General features: G+C 75.7%; 11 protein-coding genes. 6 read left to right on the top strand and 5 right to left on the bottom strand.

Annotated elements, in window-relative coordinates; all coding sequences use genetic code 11:
• Positions 1 to 27: 27 nt before the first annotated feature.
• The 3 genes from AMIR_RS20170 (at position 28) to AMIR_RS20160 (ending at position 4,385) form a co-directional block, all read left to right on the top strand.
• Positions 28 to 723 (top strand): TetR/AcrR family transcriptional regulator, encoded by a 696-nt coding sequence (locus AMIR_RS20170; RefSeq protein WP_015802795.1) that lies wholly within the window; start codon positions 28 to 30, stop codon positions 721 to 723.
• A gap of 126 nt (positions 724 to 849) precedes the next feature.
• Positions 850 to 2,640 (top strand): ABC transporter ATP-binding protein, encoded by a 1,791-nt coding sequence (locus AMIR_RS20165; protein ID WP_015802794.1) that lies wholly within the window; start codon positions 850 to 852, stop codon positions 2,638 to 2,640.
• On the top strand, positions 2,637 to 4,385 hold the full coding sequence (locus AMIR_RS20160) for an ABC transporter ATP-binding protein (RefSeq protein WP_015802793.1): 1,749 nt from the start codon (positions 2,637 to 2,639) through the stop codon (positions 4,383 to 4,385). The genes AMIR_RS20165 and AMIR_RS20160 overlap by 4 nt, the downstream gene beginning before the upstream one ends.
• Positions 4,386 to 4,446: 61 nt before the next feature.
• Here the strand turns inward: AMIR_RS20160 and AMIR_RS20155 are convergent, their stop codons facing one another.
• Together AMIR_RS20155 and AMIR_RS20150 are read right to left on the bottom strand one after the other, a co-directional pair.
• Entirely contained in the window at positions 4,447 to 6,390 is a 1,944-nt protein-coding gene (locus AMIR_RS20155; RefSeq protein WP_015802792.1) for a Calx-beta domain-containing protein, read from the bottom strand.
• Between the two features lie 317 nt (positions 6,391 to 6,707).
• A complete protein-coding gene (locus AMIR_RS20150) occupies positions 6,708 to 7,079 on the bottom strand; it encodes an ADP-ribosylglycohydrolase family protein (protein ID WP_049796902.1) in 372 nt (123 codons plus the stop codon).
• A 128-nt stretch (positions 7,080 to 7,207) separates the two neighbouring features.
• On the opposite strand from AMIR_RS20150, the gene AMIR_RS20145 reads away from it, so the two are divergent.
• The 3 genes from AMIR_RS20145 (at position 7,208) to AMIR_RS20135 (ending at position 14,091) form a co-directional block, all read left to right on the top strand.
• Positions 7,208 to 8,347: an L-talarate/galactarate dehydratase gene (locus AMIR_RS20145; protein ID WP_015802791.1), complete on the top strand. Its 1,140-nt coding sequence runs from the start codon at positions 7,208 to 7,210 to the stop codon at positions 8,345 to 8,347.
• A 114-nt stretch (positions 8,348 to 8,461) separates the two neighbouring features.
• The gene (locus AMIR_RS20140; RefSeq protein WP_015802790.1) at positions 8,462 to 13,453 is read left to right on the top strand and encodes a hypothetical protein; all 4,992 of its coding nucleotides are present in this window, start codon (positions 8,462 to 8,464) and stop codon (positions 13,451 to 13,453) included.
• A 92-nt stretch (positions 13,454 to 13,545) separates the two neighbouring features.
• Complete coding sequence (locus AMIR_RS20135) at positions 13,546 to 14,091, top strand: tetratricopeptide repeat protein (protein WP_222840687.1); 546 nt, start codon at positions 13,546 to 13,548, stop codon at positions 14,089 to 14,091.
• Between the two features lie 316 nt (positions 14,092 to 14,407).
• Here the strand turns inward: AMIR_RS20135 and AMIR_RS20130 are convergent, their stop codons facing one another.
• The 3 genes from AMIR_RS20130 to AMIR_RS20120 are packed head-to-tail and all read right to left on the bottom strand — an operon-like array spanning position 14,408 to position 16,632.
• Positions 14,408 to 14,668 carry a hypothetical protein gene (locus AMIR_RS20130; RefSeq protein WP_041836897.1) on the bottom strand — a complete coding sequence of 87 codons (261 nt, stop codon included), beginning with the start codon at positions 14,666 to 14,668 and terminating at the stop codon, positions 14,408 to 14,410.
• Positions 14,626 to 15,273, bottom strand: a complete 648-nt coding sequence (locus AMIR_RS20125; RefSeq protein WP_143760812.1) for a hypothetical protein — start codon at positions 15,271 to 15,273, stop codon at positions 14,626 to 14,628. The genes AMIR_RS20130 and AMIR_RS20125 overlap by 43 nt, the downstream gene beginning before the upstream one ends.
• Positions 15,274 to 15,276: 3 nt before the next feature.
• On the bottom strand, positions 15,277 to 16,632 hold the full coding sequence (locus tag AMIR_RS20120) for a HAMP domain-containing sensor histidine kinase (protein ID WP_015802787.1): 1,356 nt from the start codon (positions 16,630 to 16,632) through the stop codon (positions 15,277 to 15,279).
• Positions 16,633 to 17,083 lie beyond the last annotated feature (451 nt).

Here is a 17,083-nt window from a genome sequence, read left to right as displayed (position 1 = left end):
GCGGTGGGCGGCGGTTAGGGTCTGGGCGTGTCCGCGCCCCGCTCCCGCGCCGCCTCCGGCCTGCCGCCCGTCACGGCGTCCGCCGTCGTGGACGCGGCGGCGCGGTTGACCGTGCGGTCCGGTGTGGACGGCTGGACGGTGCGGCAGCTCGCGGCCGAGCTGGGCGTGGGCGCGCCCGTGGTCTACCACCACGTCGGCGACCGGGACCGGGTGGTCGCGGCCGTCGTCGGGCGGGTGCTCGCCTCGGTCCCGGTGCCCGACCGGGGGTTGCCGTGGCGGGAGTGGTTCACCGCCCTGCTGACCGACCTGCGGCGGGTCGCGCTGCACCACCCCGGCGTGGCGCGCCGGGCGCTCGCGGTCGGGCCGGTGGCCCCCGAGTCCGCCTCGGCGGTGGGGGCCGGGATCGAGGTGCTCGTCGCGGCCGGGTTCGGGGACGAGGCGGTCGGGATCTGCCGGTACCTGGTCGACTCGGCGCTCGCGCTCGTCTCCGTGGAGGACGACCGCAACGCCGACCCCGGACGCCGGGTGCGGCAGGCGGAGGCGGTCATCGGGAGCGCGGACGGCGAGGGCGGGCTGGCGCTGGCGGGGGACTGGTTGCGGGCGCGGGGTTCCGACCCGAACACGCTGCGGGCCTACGACGCCGAGCACTTCCGGTACTGCCTCGCCCGCTCGCTGGACGGTGCCCAGGCCCGGCTCACCACGCTGCGCCGCCGTCGCCGCTGACCCCGTTTCCCCTGTTTAACGGCGTTAAACGCGCTGAGTTGCGCACCACTTCCCTGAGCATTGAAATCCCGCCAAGTGTGTAGTTAGCCTTGCCTAACTTCAGTGGGCAAGGTGGGAAGGTGGGGCATGACGGCACCAGCAGCGGAGCGCACGCCGACCGGGGAACGGCCCGACCCTCCGCCGCCGCCCCAGGACGAACCCGACGACCCCCGCCTGGCCGCCGCCGCGCTGAGCGAGCTGCGCCGCCCCGTCGCGGGCCGCACCCGCCTCGCCGTCGCCCTCGCCGCCGTCGGCGCGCTGGCCGCCCTCGTGCCCTTCGCCGGACTGGCCGCGCTCGGCGACCTGCTCCTCGCCGACGGCCCGCTGGACCGCCCCGCCGTGGTCGCCGTCGCGGCGGGACTGCTCGCCAGGGGCCTGCTCCTGGGCGCGGCCCTGACCATCACGCACTTCGCCGACGTCGACCTCCAGGCGCACCTGCGCCGCCGCATCGTGCGCAGGCTCGGCCGGGTCCCGCTCGGCTGGTTCGGCGAGCACAGCTCCGGCTCCGTGCGCAAGGCGGCCCAGAACGACATCGCCGCGCTGCACCACCTGATCGCCCACCACGCCGTGGAGACCACCGCCGCCACCGTCCTGCCACTGGGCGGCCTGGCCTACCTGCTCTGGCTGGACTGGCGGCTCGCGCTGCTCGCGCTGGGCACCCTGCCGCTGTACGCGCTGGCCTACGCCTGGATGATGCGCGGCTACCGGGAGAAGGCCGCCCGGCTCGACGCCGCCACCGCGCGCATCAGCTCCGCCGTGGTCGAGTTCGTCACCGGCATCGGCGTCGTCAAGACCTTCGGCCGCGCCCGCCGCGCCCACGACGCCTACCGCGAGGCCGCCGAGGAGTTCGGGAACTTCTACGCCGACTGGGTCCGCCCCATGCTGCGCGTGGAGGCCCTCAGCTCGATGCTGATCTCCGCGCCCGTCGTCGGCCTGCTCAACCTGCTCGGCGCCGTCTGGTTCACCGCCCAGGGCCGGGTCACCCCGGTCGACGCCCTGACCGGGTTCCTCATCGCCCTGGTCATCCCCACGACCGCGGTCGCCCTCGGCTTCGGCGCGCAGGACCGCCGCACGGCAGCCGCCGCCGCGCTGCGCCTGCGCGCCCTGCTGGACACCCCCGAGCTGCCCGTCGCCGCCGAACCCCGCGTGCCGGCGGGCGGCGCGGTCGAGTTCGACGACGTCCGGTTCGGCTACGGACCCGGCAGCGAGGTGCTGCGCGGCGTCGACCTCGACCTGGCCCCCGGCACGGTCACCGCGCTCGTCGGCCCGTCCGGCGCGGGCAAGTCCACCCTGGCCACCCTGCTGCCCCGGTTCCACGACGTGACCGGCGGCGCGGTGCGCGTCGGCGGCGTGGACGTGCGCGAGGTCGACCCCGAGGAGCTCTACCGGTCCGTCGGGTTCGTGCTCCAGGACGTGGCGCTGGTGCACGGCACCGTCGCCGACAACATCCGCCTCGGCCGCCCCGACGCGACCGACGACGAGGTGGTCGCCGCCGCACGGGCCGCCCAGATCCACGACCGCGTGCTCCAGCTCCCCGAGGGCTACGGCGCCGTCGACGCGCTCCTCTCCGGCGGCGAGGCCCAGCGCGTCGCCATCGCCCGCGCCCTGCTCGCCGACACGCCCGTGCTCGTCCTGGACGAGGCCACCGCGTTCGCCGACCCCGAGTCCGAGGCCGCCGTGCAGGACGCCCTCTCGGAACTGGCGCGCGGACGCACCCTGCTGGTCATCGCGCACCGCCTGCGCACCATCGCGGGCGCCGACCAGATCGCCGTCCTCGACGGGGGCGTCGTCGTCGAGCGCGGCGCGCACGACGACCTGCTCGCCCTCGGCGGGAAGTACGCGCGGATGTGGACCGCGCAGGAAGGGGAGCAGCGGTGAACCTGCGCCCGATGCTGCGGGACCTCGCGGCCATCCTCGGCCACGGCCACCGGGGCGCGCTGCGCGCCTACCTGGTGTGGGCCGTCGTCTACGGCGTCCTGCAGGGCGTCGCCACCGCGCTCGCCGTGCCGCTCCTGAAGTCCTTGCTCTCCGACGACACCGCGGGCGCGCTCCGCTGGCTCGCCGCCATGGCCGTCGCGGTCGCCCTGACCTGCGCGGCAGGCCACACCCAGGCGATGAAGGGCTTCGAGGTCGCCCTCACCGTGCTCACCAGCACGCACCGCAGGGTCGGCGACCACGTCGGCGCCCTGCCGGTCGGCTGGTTCTCCGCCGAGCGCGTCGGCAGGCTCTCCCGCGTGGTCACCGACGGCACCGTCCAGGTCGGCGGCCTGTTCGCGCACCTGCTCACCCCGCTCGTGGTCGGACTGGCCACGCCCGCCACGATCGCGGTCGCCGCGCTGCTGCTCGACTGGCGGCTCGGCGTGGCGATGCTGGTGTGCGCGCCGCTGCTGCTGGTCGTGTTCGGCTGGTCCGCCCGCCTGGTCGGCAAGGGCGACGAGCTGTCCGACGCCGCCGCCGTCGAGGCCGCGAACCGGGTCGTGGAGTTCGCCCGGCACCAGCGCACGCTGCGCGCGCTCGGCCGCACCGCGCGCGGCCACCGCCCGCTGGACGAGGCGATCGACCGGCAGCACTCCGCGGGCAGGCGCGCCATGTGGCTGTCCGTGCCGGGCGTCCTCGCGGGCGGCTTCGCCACCCAGTTCGCGTTCACCGTGCTGCTGCTGGTCGGCGTCCTGCTCGCGCTGGGCGGCGACGTCGACCCGGTGGCGCTGGTCGCGGTCCTCGCGCTGGCCGCCCGCTTCACCGGTCCGCTGGCCGAGCTGTCGGCGCTGTCCGGCGCGGTCCGCATGGCGCACAACGACGTCCGGCGCATCGCCGAGGTGCTGGAGCAGGAGCCGCTGCCCGAGCCCGAGACCACGGCCGAGCTGCCCAGGCCCGGCGAGGTGGAGCTGTCCGGCGTCACCTTCGGCTACGGCGGCGACCCCGTGCTGCGCGACGTGTCGCTGCGCGTGCCGCCCAGGACGATGACCGCGCTCGTCGGCGCCTCCGGCTCAGGCAAGACCACCGTCACCCGGCTCATCGCCCGCTTCTGGGACGCCCGTGCCGGGACCGTGCGCGTCGGCGGCGCGGACGTGCGGCAGCAGCGCACCGAGGACCTGATGGCCCAGATCGCCGTGGTGTTCCAGGACGTCTACCTGTTCGACGACACCCTGGAGGCCAACGTCCGCGCGGGCCGCCCGGACGCCACCGACGAGCAGGTGCGCGAGGCCGGTCGGCTGGCCGGGGTCGCCGAGATCGTGGAGCGGCTGCCGCACGGCTGGGCCACCCGCGTCGGCGAGGGCGGGGCCGCGCTGTCCGGCGGCGAGCGGCAGCGGGTGTCCATCGCCCGCGCGATCGTCAAGGACGCGCCGGTCGTGCTGCTGGACGAGGCGACCGCCGCGCTCGACGCGGAGAACGAGCGCTACGTCCAGGCCGCGATGCGGACCCTGCTGGAGCGCTCCACCGTCCTGGTGATCGCCCACCGGCTGCCCACGGTCGTGGCCGCCGACCAGATCGTCGTGCTGGACGGCTGCGGCGTCGCCGAGCGCGGCACGCACGCGGAGCTGCTGGCCGCGAACGGCCGGTACGCGGCGTTCTGGCGCGAGCGCGACCGCGCCAGGGGCTGGCGGTTGACCTCGGCGCGCTAGCGCGCCACGCGAGACCCCCGGCCGCGCCGCGAGGTGCGGCGCGGCCGGGGTGTCCACCCGGCTAGCCCTGGCAGGGGTTGCCGCCGGGGTGCGCGTCGGTGCCCCGGTAGCCCACCCTCGCCTCGCCCACCACGACCTTGACCAGCAGCGCGTCCAGCACCACCGCCCGCTGCACCAGCCCGTCCGCCGTGCGCTCGGTGCTGTTGAGCCGCAGCGAGCCGACCACCAGCGGGATCGTCACCGGCTGCGAGCCCACCACAGTCACCGGGACCCCGTTGACCTTCAGCGAGTCGATCGTCGACCCGCCGGAGAACCTCGGCTCCAGCCCGTGCCCGCCCGCCACGCAGGTCACCGACGCCTCCGACCGGATCACGCCCAGCTCCACGCTCACCCCGAGCGTGCTCAGCGTCGTCGTCTCCACCAGCGCCCGTGACACCACCGAGTCGCCCTCGGCCGCCCGGCTCGCCGACGGGTCGTCCGGCGTCTGGTCCGTGCGCGCCGACAGGGCCTTGAGGCGCGCGTTCAGCAGCCCCGAGCCCAGGTTCGCCTGCAGCGTGGTCTGGTCGGCCTCGGCGCACGGCGCGTTCGGCGGGTTCGCCACCACCGGCTCGATCCCGGCCACGTTCGCCACGCTCGCCCGGCAGGTGAACACGCCGTCGCGGTCGTCGTCCAGGATCGTGCCCACGCCCTCGCCGTCGGACACCGCCGCGCCCGCGACCTCGCCCAGCCGCAGCGCGAACGTCTCGTCCAGCTCGTCCACGGTGTCGGACACCAGCGGCACCGCGACCGCCTTCGTCGTCTCACCGGGCGCGAACGTCAGCACCTGCGAGGTCGCCGCGTAGTCGCCGGGCGCGACCGCCGAACCGTCCGAGGTGGACGCCCGCAGCGTCACCGGCTTCGGGCTCGGCCGGTCCAGCGACACGGTGAACACCGCCTGCCCGTCGCCCTCGGACGCGGTCGCGTCGCCCACCCGCACGCCCGGCACGTGCACCTTGGTGCGCTCCACGAACCCGAGCGAGCGACCGTCCACCTGGTAGTCCACCGTGCAGTGGTAGGTGCCCGCGGGCGTGCCCGGCTTCACCTCGACGGTCTCGGCGAACTCGGCCTTGGCCCCGCTGGTCACCGTCCGCGACGACGGCTCGTTGCGCACCGACAGCCGCGCGTCGCACGAGGTCGTCCTCGGCGTCACGGTCACCGGCACCTCGCGCACGCCGTCCAGGATCGCCCTCGCCACCTGGTCCGGCGGCACCTGGTTGAGCAGCACGCCCCCGGTCTCCCGCGTGATCCGGCTGGCCTGCCCGCCCGCGTCCAGCCCGCTGCCCGCGCCCGCCACGTTGACCGCGACCACCCGCACGCCCGCCGAGCGCAGCGCGCCGATCGCGTCCGACAGGGACCGGCCGAGCACCGGGTCGTGCGAGGGCGCGTCGCCGAACCACGCGACGATGCGCGTGCTGTCCGGCCGGAAGCCCGTCGCGCCCTGCCCGATCTGGTGGAGCGCGTTGATCGCGGACTCGGGGGTGTCGCCGCCGCCGGACGCGCTCCACCGGCCGATGCCCGCGCGCACCGCGTCCCGGTCGGCGGTCAGCGCCTGGTCGACGCGGAACGCGAACGCGTCCCCGGTGTCCCGGTACTCGGCCACCGCGAACTGCGCGGCGGGCTGCGCGGACAGGACCTGCCCGGTGACCGCGTCGGCGTTCGCGCGCACGCTCGCGATCGCCGCGCCCATGCTGCCGGTGGTGTCGGCGAGCAGCACCAGGTCCGGCTTCGGCGGCACGGCCGGGGTGGTGACCTTCTTCGCGACCTGGGCGCTCTGGCCGGGGCCGAGCACCACCTCGACGTCGGCGGGGTCGACCTGCGCGGAGGCGGGCGGCGCTGCGCTGACGGCGGTCGTCGTCGCGGCCCACAGGGCTAACGCGAGAACCGCTGTCCTGCGGACCGGTCTGCGCTTCCCGGAACCGGGGCGGAAAAGCGGGGGAGGTCCGAACGAGGACCTGGCGACGGGCATGGGCGGACCCTTCCGGGAGCAGTGCTCGAGAAGTGCGGGAACCAGCGGGGGAATCATCGACGCGGCGCGGGAAGGGGGCAATTACCTGGAGGTATGACCGTTCCGGGCGTGAATCCACCGGGGGTGGCGCGCGTGGTTCACCGGGGTGGACAGCACCGATTAGTGCGGCCACGTTCGGCCTACGTCACGCGGGTTTTCGCACCCGTCGGAAAAATCGTGGGGTCCCCCGCAGGGGTGACGCCGTTCGGTGCGAAAGAAGGCGCGCGGGACTGCTCCGAATGCCCTGGGCCCGGTGCGGAAATGTGGAGCGGCGGTTCCTAGCGGATCGGGAACCCGGTGAGCGCGGCGAGCTGGTCGGCGTACTCGATGCGGTCCACCCAGTCCTGCGGCCACCCGGACATGCCGTGCGCCGCGCCCGCGAACGCGCCCGCCAGCGCGGCGATCGAGTCCGAGCCGCCGCTGGTGCGCGCGGCCCGCACGAGCGCGGCCACCGGGTCGTCCGCGTGCCGGACCGCGCACTGCAACCCGGTCGCCAGCGCCTCCTCGGCGATCCAGCCCTCGCCGGCGCCCTGGCACGGGTCCGCGCCGTCGTCGGGCCGGGACAGCACGTCGACCAGCGCCTGGAGCGCGGCGGCGCACTCGTCCCAGCCCGCGCGGGCGAACTCCACCGGCGACGCGGCCCCGACCACCGGCCGCGCGCCCCCGGCGACACCGGGCCCGCGACGGTCATCCCGACCCCGAAGCCCCGCCGCCCGCGCACCGCCCGCGCGGGCACACTGGAGGGGCCGCCGCCGTCCGCGAGCACCGAGGAGCACCCATGCCTCACCCTCCCGGCGACGCCGTCACCTCCGTCGCCCTGTCGCTGGTGAACCTGCCGCTGCCCGTCCCGGTCAGCGACGCGAAGGTCCTGACCGGCAGGCAGAAGCCGCTCACGTCGGTGGCGCTCCTGTTCGCCGAGATCACCGCCGAGTCCGGGCTGACCGGGTTGGGCCTGGCGTACTCCAAGCGCGCGGGAGGCCCCGCTCTGTACGCGCACGCCGCCGAGATCGCCCCCGAGCTGATCGGCGAGGACCCCAGCGACGTGGACCGGTTGTGGCGCAAGCTGTCCTGGGCGGGCGCGTCGGTCGGCCGGGGCGGGCTGGCCGGGCAGGCGATCGCCGCGTTCGACATCGCCCTGTGGGACCTCAAGGCCAAGCGCGCGACCCTGCCGCTGGCCAAGCTCATCGGCGCCCACCGCGACGCCGTGCCCTGCTACAACACCTCCGGCGGGTTCCTGTCCGCGCCGCTGGAGCAGGTGCTGGACAACGTCGACCTCGCGCGCTCGCGCGGCATCGGCGGCGTCAAGGTCAAGGTCGGCCACCCCGACCCCGCGCAGGACCTCGAGCGGGTCGCGGCCGTGCGCGAGCACCTCGGCGACGGCGTCCCGCTCATGGTCGACGCCAACCAGCAGTGGGACCGCGCCCGCGCCGCGCGGGTCTGCCGCGAGCTGGAGCGGTTCGACCTCACCTGGATCGAGGAGCCGCTCGACGCGCACGACACCGCAGGGCACGCCGCCCTCGCCGCCGCGCTGGACACCCCGGTCGCCACCGGCGAGATGCTCACCTCCGTCGCCGAGCACTGGGCGCTGATCACCGGCGGCGCCACCGACTTCCTCCAGCCCGACGCACCCAGGATCGGCGGCGTCACCCCGTTCCTGCGCGTCGCCGCGCTCGCCGACCAGCACCACCTCGCGCTGGCCCCGCACTTCGTGATGGAGGTCCACCTGCACCTGGCCGCCGCCTACCCCGGAACCGCGTGGGTGGAGCACTTCGAGTGGCTGGAGCCGCTGTTCCACGAGCGCGCCGAGGTCGTCGACGGCCGGATGCTGGTCCCGGACCGGCCGGGCCTGGGGCTCACGCTCACCGAGCAGGCTCGCGCGTGGACGGTCCGGCACGCCACCGTCACCGGTCCGCAGTGACCTGACCGGGTGAACCGCGACGTGGTGGTCTCGCCCACGGCGTCGCGGAACGCCGGTTTTTGTCGGACCTCCTCGCTACCTTGGCGCCAACCCCAGGGAACGAGGAGGACGAGGGTGGACGAGGCACATCCCGACGCCGGGCTCATCGCCGCGGGCGCGGTGCTCCCCGGTCGGCGCCCCGCCGCGCCGGGGCAGGACGCGATCACGGCCAGGCGCTACGCGCACCCGGCCGTCCCCGGTCGCGCCGTGGTCCGGCTCGTCCCCGCCCTCCTCGCCCGCGCCGAGGACCTGACCTGCGACTACCTCGGCTTCGGGGAGCCCGACCGGGTCCGCGAGGTCGGCACCGGCAAGCGCGTCGCGCTCGGCTTCCCCGCCTGGGCGCTGGCCAACGACCCGGACAACGGGCACCACGCGCTCGACCTGGTCAAGGACGTCGAGCGGCTCGGCGCGCTGGCCCGCTCGCGCGCCGAGGCGGCCAAGACCGGGTTCCTCGCGCTCGGCGAGCGGCTCGCCCGGTCCGCCCCGCACTTCCTGCCCACCCTGTACGAGCAGGCCGGGCGCGCGTTCCTGGCGCACGGCAGCACCAGCTACGCGGGCGCCATGTTCGGCAGGGCGCGGCAGGCCGAGGAGGTGCACGACCTCCCGCTGGACGTCGAGCGGCTGCGCGAGGTGTTCCTGGAGTTCGCGTTCGCGGGCGCGCTCACCGTGAAGGCGCTGACCTCGTTCACCAAGTCGCTGCAGGGCAGGCTCGACCCGGTCGAGGCCTACGAGCTGGTGCTCCACCTGTGCGTGCGGCGCTGCGCGGGCGGCCTGGCCCCGCACAACTCCATGCCGGACGACCTGCGCAGGCTCGCCACCGCCGCCGGGCTCGACCCGGACGCCGAGGACGAGCGGCTGCTCGCCCGTCTGCTCGGCCTGCGCGGCGTCTCCCGCGCGGGCGGAAAGTTCTGGAAGCGCTACCGCCCGGCCCTGCTGCGGCTGTCCACGAAGGACCCGGCGCTCGCGCCCCGGCTGCTGGAGCTCCTCCCGGACGACCGCGACGACCTGGACGACTGGCTCGACCTGCTGGAGGCGTGCGGGGCGACCGCGCACCTGGTCGACGGCACCGGGACGGTCGGCGCGGCGGCCTGGCTGACGTCGGCGGTCCAGCTGCGCGACCTCTCCTGGGGCGGCGACACCCCGCGCTCCGAGCGCCTGCTGGACCTGGTCGCCCGCCTCGCGCCCCGGCTGACCGCCGACGCCGTCCCGGTCCGCTTCCCGCACACCTGGCGGCAGGGCGAGCTCGACCTGCTCGACCTGCTGCTCGCCCTGGACGTCCCGTTCGAGCTGACCGAGGAGACGGGGGAGCGGCGCAACTTCTCCGTCGACTCCTGGCTCGCCGACGAGCTGCCCGGCCGCCGCGACCTGGTCGCCCTCGCCACCTCCGACCGCACCCTGGCCCACCTGGGCGCCGGGCTGGTCCAGCACCTGTCCAACGCGGGCTCCTCGGGCCTGGCCAACCCGGCGGCGGTGCGCGCGGCGATGGCCGTGCCGGGGCTGCGCTCCGCGCTGTCGGCGTGGCTGGCCGCGCGCGTCACCGCGCTCGGCGCCACCGGTCTGCCCGACCTGGAGCGGCACCTGGCCGAGCTGGGGCCGCTGCGCGTGCCCGAGGCGTTCGCCGTGCTCCCCGAGGCCGCCGAGACCATCGCGGACGCCGACGTCGCCACCCTGCTCGCCTCGGTGCTGCGCACCGGACTGCTGGACGAGCTGGGCTGGCCCGCGCTGGACCGCGCGGCCGGGCTGCTCGGCGCGGAGGCCGAGATCGCGGGCGAGGGCTGGCCCGCGCTGGTGCTGCGCGCGGGCGAGGAGTTCGCCGTGGCCGGGCCGGACGGGCTGCTGGCCGAGCACCGCTCCCGCGTGCCGCTGGAGCGCAGGCACGACTGGGACTACGCGCCGACCGCCTGGTGGTTCGACGGCCGCCTGCTGGTGCGCTGGCACGCCAACTACGGCGAGGAGCTGGCGTACTGGAGCGACGCGCCGACGGTGCTGTTCGACCCGCTCAGCGGGGTCGACCCGTACCGCGACCGCGCGGCCGTCCCGTCCCTCGCCCTGCCCGGAGGGGCCCGCTGCACCGGCGGTCGCGCGGTCAGTCCCGGCGACACCCACGCGCCCTTCCCACGCCCGGTGCACGGCGACGGCGTCACCCTGTGGGTCGACACCGACGCGGGCTGGCGCGAGGTCGACCCGGCCACCGGCGACCTGGGGCGGTCGAGCCTGCCGACCTTCCTGGAGGAGTTCGGCGCGAAGCGCGAGCTGGACGACTGCCACCTGCGCCCGGTCGCCCCTGGGACGGCGGCGAGCCCGCTCGGCGCGTCCGGTGGGCTGCACGGCTGGCGGGTGCGCGCCGAACCGGACGGGTCCTGGTCGGGCGAGGGCGTGGACGGACGCGTGGTGCGGCAGCCGCGCGAGGCCGGTGCTCCCTCGGGGCTGCTGGACCTGCCCGGTGGCGCGCGGCTGGTGGTGCGCGCCGAGTACGAGACGATCGAGCTGCGCGACACCTCGGGCGCGCTGCTGGCGAGCTTCGACGTGGGCGAGCGCCGCCCCCAGGGCGCCTCGGGCACCCCGCTGGTGCCGCCGGTCGCGTGGTGGCACGCGCTGCGGCCCCGCGACGAGGCCGGTTCCGCCGCGCTGCGGGCGGTCACCGAGGAGGACGCGCGCGAGCTGATCACCGCCGCGCTGGCGACGGCCGAGAGCACGCTGCCCGCCGTCATCGCGGCGGAGGTGGCGCTGCTGCGCACGAGCGGGGATGGCGCGGGCGCTGAGGACTCCGGCGCAGGGGAGTCGGGCGCAGGGGAGTTGAGCGCAGGGGAGTCGGACGCCCATTCGTCTTCGGCCGCCGGTACCGGTGCGGGTGCGCAGCCGGGGCAGCCGGGCGGAACGTCCCCTTCGGACCCCGCGACCGGTGGCCCGATCGCCGCTCCCGGTGACCCGACCGCCGGGCGGTTCACGGCGCTGGCCCGCGTGGTCGCCGCGCGGCTGCCCGCGCTGACGCACCCCGAGCTGCTCATCGCCGTGGTCGCCGAGGTCCGCAGGGCCGCGCGCCTCCAGAAGGGCTTCCGGGCGTTCGCGCGGGTCGCCGAGGCGGCCAGGCTGATCGACGAGACCGCGCGCCCCACCGCGCCCGAGTCCGCCGCGCTCACCGACACCGGCATCAACACGTCGGTCAACTGGTTCGCCTCCCACACCGACGACGACGTGTCCGGGCCGCCGTCCGCGCTCCCCGACCTGATCGCGGCGCTGGTCGCGGCCTCGGTCGACCCGGTGCCCGGACCGCTGCCCGAGGTGTCCTCACCGGACTGGGTCAGGGTGATCCCGCACCTGCGCTCCCTCGTGCACCGGGCCGCCTCGCCGTTCACCCCGCCGGGGCAGCGCGCCGCGCTGGCCGAGCTGCTGCGGGTGCTGGCGTCCAGCCCGATCGCGGACGGCTCCGGCCGGTGGCGGTCGGTGGAGCTGGTGCTGCCCGAGCGCGGCCCCGACCCGGAGAACCGGGTGGCGCCGACCGGCGACGGGTTCGTCGCCCTGTTCGAGGAGAGCTGGCTGGACGTGCCCGGCCGCAGCTTCGAGGGCCTGCAGTTCGGCCGCGACGGGTTCGCGCTGCCTGAGGGCTGGCGGCTCAGCGAGCACTGGCCGCTCGACCCCGGCATCGACCGGGACGCCGTGCTGGCGTTCCTGGACGCGCTGGCCGAGCGCGGTCCCGCGCCGTGGCGGCCGGAGGCGGTCGACCGGCTGGTGGAGCGCACCGGCCTCAGCGGCCCCGAGGCGACCGTGCTGCTGGCCGGGATGCCGGGCGTGGGCGCGTGGGGCGGCAACTACCTGGGCACCGCGCTGCGCAAGGAGCTGGGCCTGTCCCGCGACGCCGCGCTCGTCGCCAAGGCCACCCTGGGCCCGCTGGAGGACGACGAGCGGGGCCAGCTCCTCAACGCCGCCGTGCCCGCCGACCCGCTGCGCCTGTGGACCGAGGGCCCGGACGTGGACGCGGTGGCCGAGGAGTGGAACACCGCGCACGGCCGCCGCACCCCGGTGCCGGAGGACCTGCTGATCGCGGCGCACAAGGCGTTCAGCCGCGACGACATCGCCGCCCTGCTCGTCGGCCTGGCCAACCCGGACCGCGCGTCCTGGCTGACCACCGACGGCGGCCAGCGCTTCAGCGGGATCGAGCTGGAGCAGGGCGACGAGGCCGGGTTTGACTCGGACCACCTGGACGTCCTGCCCCGGTTGCTGGCCTGGCTCGGCTACCACCTGCCCGGCGGTTCGCCGCTGCGCGTGGAGCTGTCCCGCGCGCTCGAACTGGCCAGGGCGCGGGCGAGCTCGCCCGCGTTCCTGGTGGAGCTGGGCGCCTGGGAGGAGGTGCGGAAGGTCAGGAAGCTGCTCGGCGTGCCCGCCCTCGAATCGGGCAAGGTGCTGGTGCACCGGGGTTTCGTGGAGGTGGCCGCGGAGGACGACTACTGCACGGTCGCGGTCCGGCCGGGCCTGGTCGGGCAGGCGGACCGGGACCTGCTGGTGGCGCTGGCGAAGGCGCTCGACGGCGAGGCGGTCCTGAACGACCTGGACCTGCTGCGCTCGGACGGCCTGGCGGCCCTGTGCGCCCCGACCGCGGGCGCCCAGGACCCGTCGGCGCACGCCCAGGACCCGAACAACTCGGTCCCGCACCTGGTGGCGGAGGTGGCGCGGGCGCTGTCCCTCTCACCCGACGCGGCGACCCTGTACCTCCAGCTGCTCGCCCTGCCCGACCCGACCGACGCCAACGCGGCCCGCTGGACCGGTTGGAAGCCCACGCGCCTGCGCAAGGCGAGGGCCGAGCTGGCCGGGACCGACCTGGTGCTGACCGCGAAGCGCGCCAGGTCGGGCCGAACCCTGTTCCTGCCGGGCGGCTGGCGCGACCTGCCCGCGCCCGCCCTGCCGGTGGAGACCTGGAAGGAACGCCTGTACCCGCTGCCGGTCCACCCGGAGGGCCCGGTGCTCCCCGCCGAGCCGGTGGCGGACCTGTTCGCCAGGGCGTGGGCGGAGGTCCGGGCAGGCGCGGTCCCCGCCTACGAGAAGCTGGGCGGAGAGAGGGGCCGCCGCTGAGACCCGCAAGACGCGGTGCCGCCAAGCCCGCCACGCTGCCCGGTGTCGCCAAATCGCCTGGACGGGCGCGGCGGTGTATGCGTTGATCATCCGTGCGCCACCGGGGCGCGCGGACGATCACCGAGGAGGCGCTGGGCATGACCACCGTGGACGAGGCCGTGGAGCGGGGCTGGGCGAACGCGGACCCGGACGACCCGGAGCCCACCGTCGAGCACTTCCGGGCGCTGCTGGCCGAGCACCCGGACGACGTGGTGGCGCTGTTCGAGTACGCGGGCTCGCTCGACTACGCCGGTCACGAGGCCGAGGCGGCCCCGGCGTACGAGCGCGCCTTCGCGGCGGGCCTGGACGGCGACCGGCTGCGACAGGGCCTGATCCAGTACGGCAGCACCCTGCGCAACCTGGGCAGGCACGACGAGGCCATCGCCGCGCTGGAGCGCGCCGACCGCGAGTTCCCCGGCCACGACTCGGTCCGCGCGTTCCTCGCACTGGCCCTGACCAGCGCAGGCCGCGCCCCCGAGGCCGTGGCGCTCCTGCTCGCCCTGGCGGTGGACCGCGTCCCCAGCCCCGACCTCCAGCGCTACCAGCGCGCCCTGCGCGGCTACGCCGCAGAACTGACGACCACCCCGAACACGGACTGAGACCCCGCCCCGAACGCAGACCGAGACCCCGTTGCGGGCGACCCCACCGCGGATTCTGCTGACCCCATCACTGATTGTGCTGAACCCGCCGTGGGCTCTGTCCCCCTGCCATGGGCTCTGACCACTGGCGGGGTGCCCCGGTAGACGGGGCGGCGCGGCCCAGAAGGTGGGGCGGCGCGCCCTAGGAGGTGGGGCGGCGCGGTGGGCGAGGTACTGCGGTGGGCGGGGGCGCCTCGGTAGGTGGGGCGCAGCGCGCTAGGCGGGTGGCCCGGTGGGAAAGTGGCGGTGTGCTGGGCGGGGCGGCGTCGGGCTGGGGTCAGTTCGTGGGTGGAGTCGTGCCGGTGGGCGTGGTGGCCTCGCCTGCGGTCGCCGAGTCGCTCGTGGACGTCGTGGTGGTGGTGGTCGGCGGCTCCTCGGTGGTTGGCGCGGGCACCGTGTCGGTGACCTCCCCTATCGTCGGGACCGTGGTCACCTGGGTGGTGGTCGGCGTGGTCGGGGGAGAGGTGACCAGCGGTTGCGGCTTGTTCTGCACCGTCACCCCGCAGGCCGAGCACAGCAGCAGCACCAGGCCGAGCACACCGCCGAGCCGAACCTCGCCCATCCCCACCTGCCCACGCCCACTCCGCCCATGCCGTCCGCCCACGACCGCGCCGCCACCCCGCTGCTCGCCACCCCGCTGCTCGCCATCCCTGCGCTCGCCATCGCGCCACTTGCCGCCACGTCGCTGACCCCCGCGCCGTTCGCTGCCGGGTCGCAGGCCACCGCGCTGCTGACTGCCGCGCTGCTGACCACTGGGCCCTTGGCCGCCATGCTGCTCACCGCCGCGCCGCTGGCCATCGCACCACTTGCCGCCCGGCTGCTCGTCGTCGCGGCGCTGGTCGCCGGGATCGATGCCGGTCGGTGTGCCAGTGCGGCACACGTCGTCGCGCGCCACGCCGCCACGCCGCCCGCCGCCACGCACTCCGCCACCGTGCTGCTCGCCATCGCGTTGCTCACCGCCGTGCCACTGACCAGCGCGCTGCTGATCAACGGGCTGTTGGCCGTCGTGCTGCTCACCGCCGCGCCGCTCACTGCCGCGCAGCTCACCGCCCTGCCGCTCGCCCCCACGCCGCCCACCCCAGGCCCGCCCGTCTCCGGAGCGCGCACCACCAGCCCGAGCCCCGCCCGACCTCGTCCCTCCACGTCTCACGCGCCTGCCTCCGGGATCTCCACGGCGAACCGCGCCCCGCCGCCGGGGCGTTCCTCGACGCGCACCACTCCACCATGCCGCCGCACGTGCTGCGCCACGAGCGCCAGCCCCAGCCCGCTCCCGCCCGCACCGCCCCGGCTGCCCGCCCGCGCGCCCCGGTCGAAGCGCTCGAAGATCCGCTCCCGCAGCTGCTCCGGCACGCCCGCGCCCGCGTCGTCCACCTCGATGCGCGCCCGGTCGCCCCGCCGCAGCAGGCCCACCCGGACCGCCCCGCCCGCGTGGCGCTCGGCGTTGTCCAGCAGGTTGCTCACCACCCGGTCGAGCATCCGGTGGTCGCCCAGGACCAGCACGGCCTCGTCGACCGCGTCCAGCGGCACGGTCGAGCGGCGGGCGGTCAGGACGTTGCGGAGGAGTTCTGCCACGTCGATCGGGTCCGGGTCGGTCAGCTCGTGCTCGGCGGAGCGGGAGATCTCCAGCAGGTCCACGACCATCCGGGCGAAGCGGTCCACCTCGGACGTGAGCAGGGCCAGCGCCTTGCCCGCCGTGCCGTCCAGCTCGGCGCCCCGGCGTCGCAGCACCGCCGCCGCGTTGACCATGGTGGTCAGCGGGGAGCGCAGCTCGTGGCTGACGTCGCCGGCGAACCGCGCGTCGCGCAGCACCCGCCGCTCCAGTGCGTCCGCGGTGGAGTTGAACGAGGTGGCCAGCTGGTCCAGGTCCGGGTCGCTCTGCTCCGGCACCCGCGCCGCCAGGTCCCCCCGCGCCACCCGCGACGCCGCCCTGGTCAGCTCCGACAGCGGCCTCAGGGCCTTCCCGCTCGCCCAGAAGCCCAGCGCGGTCCCCAGCGCCCCGCCCGCCAGCGCGCCCGCGACCAGCAGCGCGCTCAGGAACCGGAACGTCCTATCGAGCTGCACCAGCGGCGCCAGCTCCACGTACACCCCGTCGGGCGCGCCCAGCGGCAGCACCACGGCCAGCACCGGCACCCCCTCGACGCGCAGCCGCTGCGTGGCGGGCGTGCCCCGCTTGCCCAGGTCGACCAGCTCACCCGGCACCGACTCCGGCCGCACCTGCCTGCCGCTGGCCAGCACCCGGTCGCCCCGGTGCACCAGCACCGTCGAGTCCGGACCGGTGGTGAGCCCGGTCAGCAGCTCCTCCAACCCCGCGGACCCGGTCACCAGCGCGGCCTCCACCAGCTTCACGTTCACCTCCGCCTGCCGGGTCGCCGACTGCTCGCGCTGGCGCAGCAGGTACTCCGACGTGAGGCTCCAGGTGGCGAACGACAGCGTGCTCGTGATCAGCAGCGAACCCGATCCGAGCAGCACCGCGACCCTCCTGCGCAGCGACAACTTCGGCACAGCACCTCCTCGACCGCGTGCCAGCGTGCCCCCGCGACACCGGTACCGCAGCGGATCGCAAGGTGATCGCAAGGTTGCCCGAAGCGGTTTCCGGTGGGAACACCGGTAGCCGTCGGCAACGATGCAGGGTGCACCAACACGGGCACCGGCCGGGCGGAAGCGGCCGGTGCCCGTTCCCCGTGAAGAAGGCAGAAATCCGCCACCGTGACCGCGATCCCCACCGCCAGCGCACCGAACCCGATCACCCTGATCTGCGACAACTGCGGCAGGACCTTCACCCCGGAGCACCGCGTGCCCACCTGGCGCGACCTCTGGCCACTGGCCCGCGCGGCCGGCTGGACCGGCCGGGGCCACGCGGTGGGCCCCCACTCCTGCCCGCGCTGCTCAGAGTGATCCCGTTCCGCGCGAAGAAGCAACTCTTTTCAACAGAACTCTAGAAGGCCGAAATAAA

Origin of the sequence: Actinosynnema mirum DSM 43827, assembly GCF_000023245.1 — a bacterium.
GTDB classification, from domain to species: domain Bacteria; phylum Actinomycetota; class Actinomycetes; order Mycobacteriales; family Pseudonocardiaceae; genus Actinosynnema; species Actinosynnema mirum.
The sequence above is the reverse complement of the archived record's forward strand: the minus strand, read 5'-3'. Positions and strand labels throughout refer to the sequence as shown.

Bases quoted from the DNA above. Each gene is read 5' to 3' on its own strand.
- AMIR_RS20165 (WP_015802794.1), top strand. From the start codon at position 850: ATGACGGCACCAGCAGCGGAGCGCACGCCGACCGGGGAACGGCCCGAC.
- AMIR_RS20155 (WP_015802792.1), bottom strand. From the start codon at position 6,390: ATGCCCGTCGCCAGGTCCTCGTTCGGACCTCCCCCGCTTTTCCGCCCC.
- AMIR_RS20145 (WP_015802791.1), top strand. From the start codon at position 7,208: ATGCCTCACCCTCCCGGCGACGCCGTCACCTCCGTCGCCCTGTCGCTG.